The following is a 12,748-nucleotide window of genomic DNA, read 5'->3' on the forward strand; positions in this document are numbered from 1 at the left end:
CAGCACGTCATTTTGAACCTCGGGCGTCTGCACCTTGTTGGTCATGGGGCGCGGACAGGAATGGAGGGATTACATGATCCATAAGAATTGGGCAGAATTGATCAAGCCGACCCAGCTTGACGGCAAGCCGGGCAACGATCCGGCACGTCAGGCAACCCTGGTTGCCGAGCCGCTTGAGCGTGGCTTTGGTCTGACTCTGGGTAACGCGCTGCGCCGCGTTCTGATGAGCAGCCTGCAAGGCGCGGCCATCACCAGCGTTCAGATCGACAACGTCCTGCACGAGTTCAGCTCGGTTGCCGGTGTACGTGAAGACGTCACCGACATCATCCTGAACCTCAAAGGCGTTTCGCTGCGCATGGAAGTCGAAGGCCCCAAGCGCCTGTCGATCAATGCCAAAGGCCCCGCAGTAGTTACCGCTGGCGACATCAGCGAAAGCGCTGGCATCGAGGTTCTGAACCGTGATCACGTCATCTGCCACCTGGATGATGGCGCAGACCTGTTCATGGAGCTGACCGTCAACACCGGCAAGGGCTATGTCTCGGCTGAGAAGAACAAGCCCGAAGACGCACCCATCGGCCTGATCCCGATCGACGCGATCTATTCGCCGGTCAAAAAGGTTGCCTATGACGTTCAGCCGACCCGTGAAGGTCAGGTTCTGGACTATGACAAGCTGACCCTGAAGATCGACACCGACGGTTCGATCACGCCGGAAGACGCGCTGGCATTTGCCGCACGCATCCTGCAGGATCAGCTGTCAATCTTCGTCAACTTCGACGAGCCGGAATCGGCTGGCCGCCAGGACGAGGACGATGGTCTGGAGTTCAACCCGCTGCTGCTGAAGAAAGTGGACGAGCTGGAACTGTCGGTCCGTTCGGCAAACTGCCTGAAGAACGACAACATCGTTTACATCGGCGATCTGATCCAGAAGACCGAAGCCGAGATGCTGCGCACTCCGAACTTCGGCCGCAAGTCGCTGAACGAGATCAAGGAAGTGCTATCCGGCATGGGTCTGCACCTCGGCATGGATGTCGAGGACTGGCCGCCCGACAACATCGAAGATCTGGCCAAGAAATTCGAAGACGCGTTCTAAGCGCGTCTTCACAAATGCCCGGGCTGCCGGGGACCATATGGGCACTTCCGCCCCAAGGAGAGCCGGTGACACGCATCGCCGGCCAGACAAAGCAAAACGCGAAAGAAGGAACTAGAAAATGCGTCACGCACGTGGTTATCGCCGCCTGAACCGTACTCATGAGCACCGCAAAGCTCTGTTTGCAAACATGGCTGGCTCGCTCATCGAGCATGAGCAAATCAAAACAACTCTGCCCAAGGCAAAAGAACTGCGCCCGATCGTTGAAAAACTGATCACTCTGGGCAAGCGCGGCGACCTGCACGCCCGCCGTCAGGCCGCAGCACAGCTGAAAGAAGACAAAGACGTCGCCAAGCTGTTCGAAGTTCTGGGCCCTCGTTACGCCGAGCGTCAGGGCGGTTATGTCCGTATCCTAAAAGCAGGCTTCCGCTATGGCGACATGGCACCGATGGCGATCATCGAATTCGTTGACCGCGACATCGACGCCAAAGGCGCAGCTGACAAAGCTCGTGTTGCCGCTGAAGAGGCCGCAGACGAAGAATAAGCCTTGGCTATATCTGAGTTTCAGCCCCCGCGTCGCAGACGCGGGGGTTTTCTTTTGCTCCGTGTGACAATCCAAGGCGGTCCAAATTTAATTGCTTTCGGCTTTCAGAATGCCATCCGCTGACGCTCCCGCGGACAAATTGGCGTCAGAGAAATCCTCTGTCTCTGGCAGTTCCAGATGAAGAGACGAGGTGTGATCGATTTCGATCTCTCCCCGGGTCAATGTATAATCAAGTACGTGCCCACCGGTGGTCCGGTCGTCAGAGATGAAATGCAAGTGGTAACCCGGTACGCCGATCCCGACTGCGTAGTCAGGGCAGCGGAACCCGAGAATAGTTCCCTCCACGTTTTCCAATTCAAACTCGGCCTGCGTTTTGACGACTTCCAGCAAAGGTCTGTATGGCCGTTCCTGTTTCAAAACGTTTCGATACCTAATGTGTTTGATCAATCCGGTGAAACGAACCGCATAAAACAGGTTCTTTGCATCGGCCATGTCATCCAAACCCTCCTCGAAATCGGATTTGTTAACCGGAGAATCCAACGCAAGCGAAATCGTTGGTTTGAAGTCAATGACGGCTGCGTATGGTGTCAGCGCGCCGTTATCCGCAATTGTCGCTTTGCCTTCCCCATCCAGGCGATAAGCGACACCATCCAGCACCACCATTTCTCCGTCCAGGGCGTTGAACGTGCCGAGACCGAAATCTCCGTGTTCCAGCAGCTGACCGATGCAAACAGTCCCGTCATAGACGCCCTGCATGACGGCGCTCAGTAGTGAGGCCTGGTAATACTCGTGGGCGTGCTCTTCCCGCACAAAGCTCTTTTTTTGATGATGAGAGGCAAGGGCCGTTGCAAAGGTCAATTCCCGGTCTTTGTGCATGGTCGTTCCCTCTGATTGGATTCAGCGCCAAGTCCAACACATAACACAACTCCCTGTGAAACTTTTGCAACGCTTTGCGAAGCCATAATGCTGAAGCTGTGTATTTGTGCGAATAGCTCAAAAGAAAGCGGTAGGTCCTCGGCATTGTCGAAGGCAGCGGGTTATGTCGCTTGCAATCTCGGCATCGGCCCCGCATATCCGGTTGGCGAAGTTGCCGGAGGGCCAATTATGCTAAGAATATTGTGTTCCCTTGTATTGCTGATGGGCGCGACACCGGCAGCTGCAGAGACGCAAGTACCAAAAAGCCAGACCGAAATCAGCCTCGGGTTCGCGCCTGTCGTGAAGCAGGCCGCTCCGGCCGTTGTGAATATCTACGCCAAGATCGTGCGAGAAGGACGGGCAAATCCGCTGTTTTCTGACCCGTTCTTTCAGGACTTCTTTGGTCGTGGGTTTGGGACACCACGCCCTCGTGTTCAGAATTCTCTGGGCTCTGGCGTGATCCTCACGGGTGATGGATATGTCGTGTCAAACTACCATGTTGTGGGGATGGCATCGGAAATTCAGGTGGTGACCACCGACCGTCGTGAATTTACCGCCGAAGTCGTCCTGGGCGACAAAGAAAGTGACATCGCAATCTTGCGGTTGGAAGAGGCAAACGGTCTGCCGTTCCTGCAGATGCGCGATTCCGATCAGGTTGAAGTAGGAGAGCTGACGCTGGCGATTGGCAATCCGTTCGGCGTCGGCCAAACTGTTTCGTCAGGTATTATTTCAGGTTTGGCGCGCACCGGAACTGCAACCGGAAACGCACGAGGGTACTTCATTCAAACCGATGCGGCGATCAACCCGGGCAATTCCGGTGGCGCACTGATCGACGTGAATGGTGATCTGATTGGTATCAATACTTCAATCCTGACCCGCTCGGGCGGGTCGAACGGTATCGGCTTTGCCATTCCGGCCAATTTGGTGGCCGAATTCCTGCGGCAGGCGCAGTCTGGCAACGAAAGCTTCGTAAGTCCTTGGGCAGGAATGGCCGGTCAGCACATGAGCGCAGATATTGCCGAGTCTCTGGGTATGGCCATCCCTCTCGGTGTGGTGATTTCTGACTTACATGAACTGAGTCCGCTGGCAGAAGCGGGTCTGCGGGTCGGGGACGTTGTCACTCATGTCGACGGAGACGAGGTGAATTCTCCGGCCGAGATGAAATTTCGCATGGCTGTTGCCGGGGTAGGTGGAAAGTCGGTCCTGACTCGGCTGCGGGGCGAAGACCGCTCGGATATTGAAGTGGCGCTGATCAAACCGCCTGAAACGCCTGCGGCGGATGAGACTACGCTGGACGAGGATACGGTCATGCCAGGTCTGATCGTTTCGGGCGTAAATCCGGCGGTGATCGTAAAGCTTGGCTTGTCGCTGTCTCAGACCGGCGTCGTAGTGGTTGATCCGAACCGCTATGGCGGCCGCGCAGGATTGCGTGTGGGCGATGTCGTAAAAGGTATCAACGGAACCAGAACCGAGACACCGGAGGATATCGTTCAGGCCCTGACCGATCCAGGTCGCCGGGTACAGATGGAGATTGAGCGGGGAAGCCGGTTAATCTCATTGCGGTTTCGGTTGTGATCCGTGAGTGATTTGTTCGATACCGGTTCTGCGGAACCAACCGCTTCGCCGCACAGGCCGCTTGCGGATCGCTTGCGCCCACAATCCCTGTCTGAGGTGATCGGGCAAGAGCAGGTTTTGGGACCAGATGCGCCATTGGGGGTGATGCTCGCGTCAGGTAGTCTGTCCAGCCTGATCTTCTGGGGCCCGCCGGGTGTGGGAAAGACAACCATCGCCCGGTTGCTGGCGCAGGAGACCGATCTGCATTTCGTGCAGATCAGCGCGATTTTTACCGGTGTGCCGGATCTGAAGAAGGTATTTGAGGCTGCTAAAATCCGTCGTCAAAACGGGCAGGGCACCTTGTTATTTGTTGACGAAATCCATCGTTTCAATAAAGCGCAACAGGACGGGTTTCTGCCGCATATGGAGGACGGCACGATCCTCCTGGTTGGCGCGACGACCGAAAACCCTTCCTTCGAGCTAAACGCGGCGGTACTCAGCCGGTCTCAGGTGTTGGTTCTGGAACGCCTTAGCCTTGCTGATCTTGAGCGTTTGACACAACGCGCCGAGAAAGAGCTTGACCGCGCCTTGCCACTAACGTCTGCCGCCCGCGAGGCGCTGCAGGAGATGGCGGATGGCGACGGTCGCGCACTACTGAACCTGATTGAACAGGTAGCTGCTTGGAAAGTGGACGCCGATCTGGACCCGGATGCATTGTCGACGCGCCTGATGCGGCGGGCCGCAAAATACGACAAATCGGGGGATGAGCATTATAATCTGATCTCAGCCCTGCACAAATCGGTGCGTGGATCGGACCCTGACGCGGCGCTGTATTGGTTTGCGCGGATGCTGACCGGCGGCGAAGACCCGCGCTATCTGGCGCGGAGGATCACGCGGATGGCGGTTGAAGATATCGGTTTGGCCGATCCTCAGGCGCAATCGATCTGCCTGCACAGTTGGGAAACCTATGAACGGCTGGGCTCGCCCGAGGGCGAGTTGGCACTGGCGCAGGCGTTGGTGTATCTGGCTCTCGCTCCGAAATCGAACGGGGCCTATGTGGGGTATAAGGCGGCGATGCGGCTGGCCAAGCAATCGGGCAGTGAACCGCCACCCAAACATATCCTGAACGCTCCGACATCGCTGATGAAGGATCAGGGATATGGTGCAGGGTATGCCTATGACCACGATGCCGAAGATGGGTTCTCGGGTCAGAACTATTTCCCGGATGATATGAGGCGCCCGGTTCTCTATCAGCCGGTAGAGCGTGGTTTTGAGCGCGAGCTGAAAAAACGGCTGGAATACTTCGCCAAGCTGAGAACGCAACGCAATCAGGGCTAGACTTGACTCTGCACCCGATGCGCGCGACAGACGCGCATGATTTCTAAGGCACTGAAACAAGCACAATCCGGGCGGATCAGCCGTGCGGAACAAGGGGCAATGGCATGAGCGGCGTACAGGTGATCACCGTAGCAGAGGGCGATGGCGACCAGAGGCTGGATCGTTGGCTGCGCCGCCTGTTTCCTCATGTCAGCCAGGGCCGGATCGAGAAGATGTGCCGCAAGGGTGAACTGCGCGTAGATGGCAGTCGGGTCAAAGCTTCGACGCGGCTAGAGGCCGGGCAGTCTGTGCGCGTGCCGCCGCTGCCAGACGCCGACCATAAGCCCGCTGTCGTAAAGCATCGTGTTTCGGACGCTGACGCAAAGATGATCCAGTCTTGCGTGATTTATAAAGACGATCACGTGCTGGCGCTGAACAAGCCGCATGGCTTGCCAGTTCAGGGTGGCAGCGGTCAAACCCGCCATGTGGACAGCCTGTCCGAAGCGTTGCGTTTTGGGTGTGACGAGAACCCGCGCCTTGTGCATCGTTTGGATAAGGACACCTCGGGCGTACTGCTGTTGGCCCGCACGCGCGAGGCTGCCAAGGGGCTGACCGCTGCGTTCCGGCATCGTAACACCCAAAAGATCTATTGGGCGCTGGTAGCTGGTGTTCCAACTCCGTACCTGGGCGAAATCAAGACCGGGCTGGTCAAGGCACCGGGGCATGGTAAGCATGGCGAAGGCGAGAAGATGATCGCTGTTCATCCGAGCGAGGTGAACGATACGCCCGGCGCGAAACGCGCGCATACGCTCTATGCAACGCTCTATCGCGTTGCAGGGCGGGCAGCCTGGGTCGCGATGGAGCCGGTGACGGGGCGGACCCATCAGCTGCGCGCGCACATGGCGGCGATCGGCCACCCGATCATTGGCGATGGGAAATATGGCGGCTCGGGGCAGGAAAACCTCGGCGATGGCTGGGGCGCGCAGTTGGGAGGTATCATCAGCAAAAAGCTGCACCTCCACGCCCGCAGCCTGTCCTTTGAACACCCGATGACCCGCAAACCCATCTCGCTTACGGCGCCTTTACCGGATCATATGAAACACAGCTGGGATACGCTGGGCTGGACCGAAGACCTCGCTGCAGATGATCCGTTTGAGGAGTTGCGATGAACGCTCCATTGCGGCTGGTCCTGTTTGATGTGGATGGCACTCTGGTCGATAGTCAGGGTGCCATTGTTTCGGCAATGACCGCCTGTTTTCAGGCGCAGTCACTGCCGGTCCCGGATCGTGACGCCATCCTGTCCATCGTCGGTTTATCTCTGCCCCATGCAATGGCGCGTCTGGCAGCAGATCAGTCCGAACGGATACAAAGCGCATTGGTTGACGGATATAAGCAGGCCTATCACGCGCAAAGGTTGGAGCAGGGCGCCGCAAGCTCGCCGCTTTATCCCGGTGCGCGCCAAGTGATTGAGGCTCTTCACGCTCAGCCCGAGGTTCTTTTGGGAGTGGCCACAGGCAAATCTCAGCGCGGGCTTGATGCGCTGCTTGAAGGGCATGGGTTGCAGCAGCATTTTATTACTCGTCAGGTTGCAGATCACCACCCGTCCAAGCCGCACCCGTCGATGATAGAAACAGCTTTGGCTGAAACGGGCGTGCCGGCTGCGCAAGCCGTCATGGTGGGCGACACCAGCTTTGACATGGATATGGCCGCAGCCGCGCAAGTTGCCGGGATCGGTGTTAGCTGGGGTTATCACGATCGTCGGGCACTGACGACCGCAACACATGTGATCGAAACATTCGAAGAATTGCCAGGCGCACTGGCCAAGATCTGGGGCTAAAGAGATGAGCGACTGGAAACCCAAACGCTTCTGGACGACAAGCACGGTCGTTGAGACCGACGGGGGCTATACGGTTGAACTGGATGGTCGGCGGGTCAAAACGCCCGCCAAGGCTGCGCTGGACCTGCCCACGCGCCCTATGGCCGAGGCCGTTGCCCGGGAATGGGATGCACAGGAAAAGGAAATTGATCCGACCACGATGCCATTCACCCGTTCGGCCAATGCGGCGATCGACAAGGTGCGGCACCAGCATGGTGAGGTTGCCGATATGCTGGCCGATTACGGCGACTCGGATCTGTTGTGTTATCGGGCGACCCATCCCGAAACGTTGCAGCAGCGGCAGTCCGAGGCCTGGGATCCTGCATTGGATTGGGCTGCGGACGTGCTGGGCGCGCGGTTGATCCCGCGTGCAGGGGTGGTGCATCAACCGCAAGCTGCCGAGGTGCTGCACGGCCTGCGTGACCGGGTGCATGGACTGAATGCGTTCCAGCTGGCGGCGTTTCATGACCTCGTCAGCCTGTCGGGATCATTGATTCTTGGTTTCGCGGCAGCCCAGAATTGGCGCAAACCGGACGAGATATGGCGCATTTCTCGACTGGACGAGCTTTGGCAGATCGAACAATGGGGCCACGACGATGAGGCACATGCCGCCGCCGAAGTGAAACGGGCCGCCTTTCTGCACGCAAAGCAGTTCTTTGACCTCTCGTTCTGAGACGGATTCTCGTCAAATCGTGAATTTGTGTCCGATTCTGGCAGAAAAGACCTATCGTTTTCCCTGATCCAGCCCTTGACGTTTGTTGATGAATACGCCCAAACTCGGGCCACTAAAGGGGAGACACCTTTTGGGTAACCTTTCTGGCGCCTATGCGCCGGATCGAACCGTTCCATTCAGGGATGGAAAATCAGGAAGAGGTAAAAATGAAAAAATCCGTAATTTTGGGCGTGGCAACCATTGCCGGCCTGGCTGCTGGCGCAGCTGCAGCGGGTACCGTTGACGACGTGAAAGCCCGCGGCAAGCTGAACTGCGGCGTCGCAACCGGCGTACCCGGCTTTGCCAGCCCCGATGCCAATGGTGAGTGGCAGGGTTTTGACGTGGCCGTATGCCGCGCGGTAGCCGCCGCCGTTCTGGACGACCCAAGCGCCGTTGAGTTCATCCCGACCACCGGTAAAACACGTTTCACCGCGCTGGCTTCGGGCGAGATTGACATGCTGGCCCGTAACACCACGTGGACCTTCAGCCGCGACGTCGACCTGAAGTTCGAATTCGTCGGCATCAACTACTACGATGGTCAGGGCTTCATGGTTCCTAAGGCACTGGGCGTCAGCTCGGCCAAGGAACTGGACGGTGCAACCGTTTGCATCCAGACCGGCACCACAACCGAGCTTAACCTGGCGGATTTCTTCCGCATCAACAACATGAGCTACGAGCCGGTTCCGATCGAAACCAACGCCGAAGCGCAGCAGCAGTATCTGGCTGGTGCCTGTGACGTTTACACCACCGACGCATCGGGTCTGGCTGCTACGCGCGCCACCTTTGAAAACGCAGGCGACCACGTGATCCTGCCCGAAATCATCTCTAAAGAGCCGCTGGGCCCGCTGGTCCGTCACGGCGATCACGAGTGGGGCGATGTAGTCCGCTGGACCCTGAACGCACTGATCGCAGCGGAAGAGCTGGGTGTAACCTCTGCGAACATCGACGAGATGTCCAGCGGTGCCACCGACAACCCAGAGGTAAACCGCCTGTTGGGTACCGAAGGTACGCTGGGTGAGATGCTGGGTCTGGACGCGAACTGGGCACAGCGCGCGATCAAAGTCGGCGGTAACTATGGCGAAGTGTTTGCCAAGAACATCGGCGAGGAAACCCCGATCGGTCTGGCACGCGGCCTGAACGCACAGTGGACCGATGGTGGCCTGCTGTACGCACCGCCTTTCCGCTAAGATCCACGGAAAAGGGCGCGGGGGAACCCGCGCCCTTTTTCCTTCCATAAGAAACACGCCCGGAACGATCTGAGCAGAGGCAAACTCTGCCAACATCCGGGATGCACGGGGATATACATAGGTCATGACGACACTCACTGACCCGCCGAAGGAGCACTTCCGGCTGTCCATGCTCCTTTATGATACGCGGTACCGATCTGCGACCATTCAGGTCATAGCGATGATCGGTTTCATGCTTCTGGCAGCCTGGATTATCAACAACACCATTCAGAACCTTGAAACGCTGGGCAGAACAGTCGGGTTCGACTTTTTTGCCGAACCGGCCAGCTATGACATCAACCAACGCCTGCTGGAATACGACTCGCGCGATACACATCTGCGCGCGGCGTTTATAGGCCTGCTAAACACTCTGGTTGTTGCAGTTCTGGGCTGTATCACAGCAACGATCATCGGTGTCATGGTCGGTGTTTTGCGCCTGTCGAATAACTGGCTGATCGCGCGGATCATGACAGTCTATGTCGAGATGTTCCGTAACGTTCCAGTGCTGCTTTGGATCGTGTTCGCCATGGCGATCCTGATTGAAAGCCTGCCATCACCGCGCGCCTTCCGAGGTGAAAACCCAGAAGCCACGATGGATCTTTTTGGCACGGTCGCGGTCACAAATCGCGGGGTCTATATCCCCGAGTTTCTGTTCTCGCGCGGATTGGGCGATATCCACCTTTTCGGTACCTCAAGCCTGCGCTTTGATGTTTCGCTTGACCTGATCGCCTTCCTGATCGTGTTTGGCGGCAGCATCTTTGCGATGCGCAAGGTTTCGGCCTGGGCCAATTCAACGCAAGAAAAGACCGGCGATCGCCCGACCATCTGGCACATCCAACTGGGCCTTTTGTTCGTGCCGTCAGCTATCCTGCTGGGCGTTCTGGGTTTTCACCTGGGCTACCCTGAGCTGAAAGGCTTCAACTTCAGCGGCGGTACCCACCTTCGTAACTCGCTGATTGCCTTGTGGCTGGCCCTGTCGCTGTACACTGCGGCATTCATCGCCGAGATCGTGCGCGCTGGTATTCTGGCTATTTCCAAGGGTCAGACCGAGGCTGCATCCGCACTGGGCCTGCGCCCGGGCCGGACCATGCGTCTGGTGATCTTGCCGCAGGCGTTGCGGGTGATCATCCCGCCAATGATCTCGAACTATCTGAACCTGACCAAGAACTCGTCGCTGGCGATCGCGGTCGGATATATGGACATCACGGGTACGCTGGGTGGCATCACAATGAACCAGACCGGTCGCGAGCTGGAATGCGTTCTGCTGCTGATGCTGGTCTACCTGTCCATCTCGCTGAGCATTTCGGCGGTGATGAACTGGTACAACAACCGTGTCAAACTGGTGGAGCGGTAATATGAGTGATGTTTCATTTGTCCGCACGGAAATGTTGCCGGAACAGGCACCACCCGCCTCCGAGGTCGGTGTACTGGGCTGGATCAAGCATAACCTGTTTTCAAGCTGGCTGAACGCGATCCTGACGATCGTCTCGTTGGTCTTCATCTACTATGTGCTCTCCAACATCCTGTCCTGGACGTTCGAATCCGTTTGGAACGCCAATTCCCTGTCGGAATGTCGTGAGATCATGATGGCTACGTGGGGCGATACGCATGGTCATGCCTGCTGGGGTGTGATCAAGGATCGTTGGCTACAGCTGCTATATGGGTTCTATCCGCCGTATCCGGCGCATCCGGATGCCACCTGGTCGAACCCGCCTGAAACAGGGGCATGGCCGGCCTATTTCCGTCCGAACCTGACCTTCATCCTGTTGTTGGTTGCTATTGCGCCAGTGTTGTTCACTAAGGTGCCGCGTAAGCTGTTGATTGTAACGGCGGCTTATCCGTTCCTGCTGCCTTGGCTGATGTGGGGTGGGTCGATCTGGGGGCCGCTCATGGTCGCCGCCGGATTTGCCATCGGGTATTTCGCGTACAAGTTTGCGCTTCCGGTTGCCGGGTCTCTTGCCGCGATTATCCTTGCGATTGCGCTGCCCATACTATGGTGGCTGTTTGCTGCCGGTTCCGTGGCTGACGCAATCAATGCAATCATTCCGATCGGTATCGCGCCGGTGGAAAGCCGCGACTTTGGTGGCTTTATGCTAGCGATCCTGTTGGGTGTCGTGGCCATTGGTGTTTCGCTGCCTATCGGTATCGTGCTGGCGCTGGGTCGTCAGTCCGATCTGATGATCGTCAAATACCTGTGCGTGGGCTTTATCGAGTTCATTCGGGGCGTGCCGCTGATTACCCTGCTGTTTGTGGCATCGCTGTTGCTGAACCTGTTCCTGCCGCCGGGCACTAATTTTGACATCATCCTGCGGGTGATGATCATGATGACCCTGTTCTCGGCCGCCTATATGGCCGAGGTGATCCGGGGTGGTCTGGCTGCCCTGCCGCGTGGTCAGTACGAAGGCGCAGACAGTCTGGGCCTGAACTACTGGCAGGCGCAGCGGCTGATCATCATGCCACAGGCGCTGAAGATCTCGATCCCGGGCATCGTGAGCACGTTCATCGGTATTTTCAAGGATACGACTTTGGTCTCGATCATCGGTCTGTTCGACGTGATCGGCCTGACCAACGGCATCCGCGCCGATACCGCCTGGAACGGCGTCTACTGGGAACTGTTTGCCTTTATCGGCGTTCTGTTCTTCGTGGTTTGCTTCTCCATGTCCCGTTATTCCATGTACCTGGAGCGCAAGCTTCAGACTGGCCACCGTTAAGGAGTTCAACACATGTCTGAACTTGCAATTGAACGCGAAATCGACCGCTCCAAAATGCAGGTGAGCGACGAAATCGCCATCGAAATCACCAATATGAACAAGTGGTACGGTGCCTTCCACGTGCTGCGCGATATCAATCTGACCGTCAATCAGGGCGAGCGGATCGTGATCGCGGGGCCGTCGGGGTCGGGCAAGTCTACCCTGATCCGCTGCCTGAACGCGCTGGAGGAACACCAGCAGGGCACGATCATTGTGGATGGGACCGAGCTGTCGAATGACCTGAAAAACATCGACAAAATCCGGTCCGAGGTTGGCATGGTGTTCCAGCACTTCAACCTGTTCCCGCACCTGACCATTCTGGAAAACTGCACGCTGGCCCCGATCTGGGTGCGCAAGACGCCCAAGAAAGAGGCCGAAGAGCGCGCGATGCATTTCCTGGAAAAGGTGAAGATCCCCGAGCAGGCCGACAAGTATCCCGGTCAGCTATCGGGTGGTCAGCAGCAGCGTGTGGCGATTGCCCGCTCGCTGTGCATGATGCCGCGGATCATGTTGTTCGATGAACCTACATCGGCGCTGGACCCTGAGATGATCAAAGAGGTGCTCGACACCATGATCGAACTGGCCGAGGAAGGCATGACCATGCTGTGTGTGACCCACGAGATGGGCTTTGCCCGCCAGGTCGCCAACCGCGTGATCTTTATGGATGCCGGTCAGATTGTGGAGCAGAACGAACCGGAAGAGTTCTTCAACAACCCGCAGAGCGAACGGACCAAGTTGTTCCTCAGCCAGATTCTGGGACACTAAAT

General features: G+C 57.5%; 12 protein-coding genes. 11 read left to right on the plus strand and 1 reads right to left on the minus strand.

The window, feature by feature from the left end; translation table 11 throughout:
- The first annotated feature begins 73 nt into the window (after nt 1-73).
- Nucleotides 74-1,090 (plus strand): DNA-directed RNA polymerase subunit alpha, encoded by a 1,017-nt coding sequence (locus ACR0L9_RS00205; RefSeq protein WP_010437127.1) that lies wholly within the window; start codon nt 74-76, stop codon nt 1,088-1,090.
- A gap of 118 nt (nt 1,091-1,208) precedes the next feature.
- Nucleotides 1,209-1,631 (plus strand): 50S ribosomal protein L17, encoded by a 423-nt coding sequence (gene rplQ / locus ACR0L9_RS00210; RefSeq protein ID WP_170392888.1) that lies wholly within the window; start codon nt 1,209-1,211, stop codon nt 1,629-1,631.
- An 87-nt stretch (nt 1,632-1,718) separates the two neighbouring features.
- On the opposite strand, the gene budA is transcribed toward rplQ, so the two are convergent.
- Nucleotides 1,719-2,507, minus strand: a complete 789-nt coding sequence (gene budA / locus ACR0L9_RS00215) for an acetolactate decarboxylase (protein ID WP_480894240.1) — start codon at nt 2,505-2,507, stop codon at nt 1,719-1,721.
- A gap of 228 nt (nt 2,508-2,735) precedes the next feature.
- On the opposite strand from budA, the gene ACR0L9_RS00220 reads away from it, so the two are divergent.
- The 9 genes from ACR0L9_RS00220 (at nt 2,736) to ACR0L9_RS00260 (ending at nt 12,746) form a co-directional block, all read left to right on the plus strand.
- Nucleotides 2,736-4,121 carry a trypsin-like peptidase domain-containing protein gene (locus ACR0L9_RS00220; RefSeq protein ID WP_480894242.1) on the plus strand — a complete coding sequence of 462 codons (1,386 nt, stop codon included), beginning with the start codon at nt 2,736-2,738 and terminating at the stop codon, nt 4,119-4,121.
- Nucleotides 4,122-4,124: 3 nt separating this feature from the next.
- Complete coding sequence (locus ACR0L9_RS00225; protein WP_480894244.1) at nt 4,125-5,438, plus strand: replication-associated recombination protein A; 1,314 nt, start codon at nt 4,125-4,127, stop codon at nt 5,436-5,438.
- Nucleotides 5,439-5,542: 104 nt separating this feature from the next.
- Complete coding sequence (locus tag ACR0L9_RS00230; protein WP_480894246.1) at nt 5,543-6,586, plus strand: RluA family pseudouridine synthase; 1,044 nt, start codon at nt 5,543-5,545, stop codon at nt 6,584-6,586.
- Entirely contained in the window at nt 6,583-7,254 is a 672-nt protein-coding gene (locus ACR0L9_RS00235) for an HAD-IA family hydrolase (protein WP_170465253.1), read from the plus strand. Before ACR0L9_RS00230 ends, ACR0L9_RS00235 begins: the two co-directional genes overlap by 4 nt.
- A 4-nt stretch (nt 7,255-7,258) precedes the next feature.
- Nucleotides 7,259-7,966 carry an ATP12 family protein gene (locus tag ACR0L9_RS00240; RefSeq protein WP_170567416.1) on the plus strand — a complete coding sequence of 236 codons (708 nt, stop codon included), beginning with the start codon at nt 7,259-7,261 and terminating at the stop codon, nt 7,964-7,966.
- A gap of 206 nt (nt 7,967-8,172) precedes the next feature.
- Complete coding sequence (locus tag ACR0L9_RS00245) at nt 8,173-9,192, plus strand: amino acid ABC transporter substrate-binding protein (protein WP_170392882.1); 1,020 nt, start codon at nt 8,173-8,175, stop codon at nt 9,190-9,192.
- 124 nt (nt 9,193-9,316) lie between these two features.
- Nucleotides 9,317-10,585 (plus strand): amino acid ABC transporter permease, encoded by a 1,269-nt coding sequence (locus ACR0L9_RS00250; RefSeq protein ID WP_480588431.1) that lies wholly within the window; start codon nt 9,317-9,319, stop codon nt 10,583-10,585.
- 1 nt (nt 10,586) lies between these two features.
- Nucleotides 10,587-11,942 carry an amino acid ABC transporter permease gene (locus tag ACR0L9_RS00255; RefSeq protein WP_170392880.1) on the plus strand — a complete coding sequence of 452 codons (1,356 nt, stop codon included), beginning with the start codon at nt 10,587-10,589 and terminating at the stop codon, nt 11,940-11,942.
- A gap of 12 nt (nt 11,943-11,954) precedes the next feature.
- Entirely contained in the window at nt 11,955-12,746 is a 792-nt protein-coding gene (locus ACR0L9_RS00260; protein WP_304621965.1) for an amino acid ABC transporter ATP-binding protein, read from the plus strand.
- The last annotated feature ends 2 nt before the right edge of the window (nt 12,747-12,748 follow it).

This window comes from Ruegeria sp. I3 (assembly GCF_056532525.1).

Bases quoted from the DNA above. Each gene is read 5' to 3' on its own strand.
- ACR0L9_RS00235 (WP_170465253.1), top strand. From the start codon at position 6,583: ATGAACGCTCCATTGCGGCTGGTCCTGTTTGATGTGGATGGCACTCTG.
- budA (WP_480894240.1), bottom strand. From the start codon at position 2,507: ATGCACAAAGACCGGGAATTGACCTTTGCAACGGCCCTTGCCTCTCAT.
- ACR0L9_RS00240 (WP_170567416.1), top strand. From the start codon at position 7,259: ATGAGCGACTGGAAACCCAAACGCTTCTGGACGACAAGCACGGTCGTT.
- ACR0L9_RS00255 (WP_170392880.1), top strand. From the start codon at position 10,587: ATGAGTGATGTTTCATTTGTCCGCACGGAAATGTTGCCGGAACAGGCA.
- ACR0L9_RS00220 (WP_480894242.1), top strand. From the start codon at position 2,736: ATGCTAAGAATATTGTGTTCCCTTGTATTGCTGATGGGCGCGACACCG.
- ACR0L9_RS00260 (WP_304621965.1), top strand. From the start codon at position 11,955: ATGTCTGAACTTGCAATTGAACGCGAAATCGACCGCTCCAAAATGCAG.
- ACR0L9_RS00250 (WP_480588431.1), top strand. From the start codon at position 9,317: ATGACGACACTCACTGACCCGCCGAAGGAGCACTTCCGGCTGTCCATG.
- ACR0L9_RS00205 (WP_010437127.1), top strand. From the start codon at position 74: ATGATCCATAAGAATTGGGCAGAATTGATCAAGCCGACCCAGCTTGAC.
- ACR0L9_RS00245 (WP_170392882.1), top strand. From the start codon at position 8,173: ATGAAAAAATCCGTAATTTTGGGCGTGGCAACCATTGCCGGCCTGGCT.
- rplQ (WP_170392888.1), top strand. From the start codon at position 1,209: ATGCGTCACGCACGTGGTTATCGCCGCCTGAACCGTACTCATGAGCAC.
- ACR0L9_RS00230 (WP_480894246.1), top strand. From the start codon at position 5,543: ATGAGCGGCGTACAGGTGATCACCGTAGCAGAGGGCGATGGCGACCAG.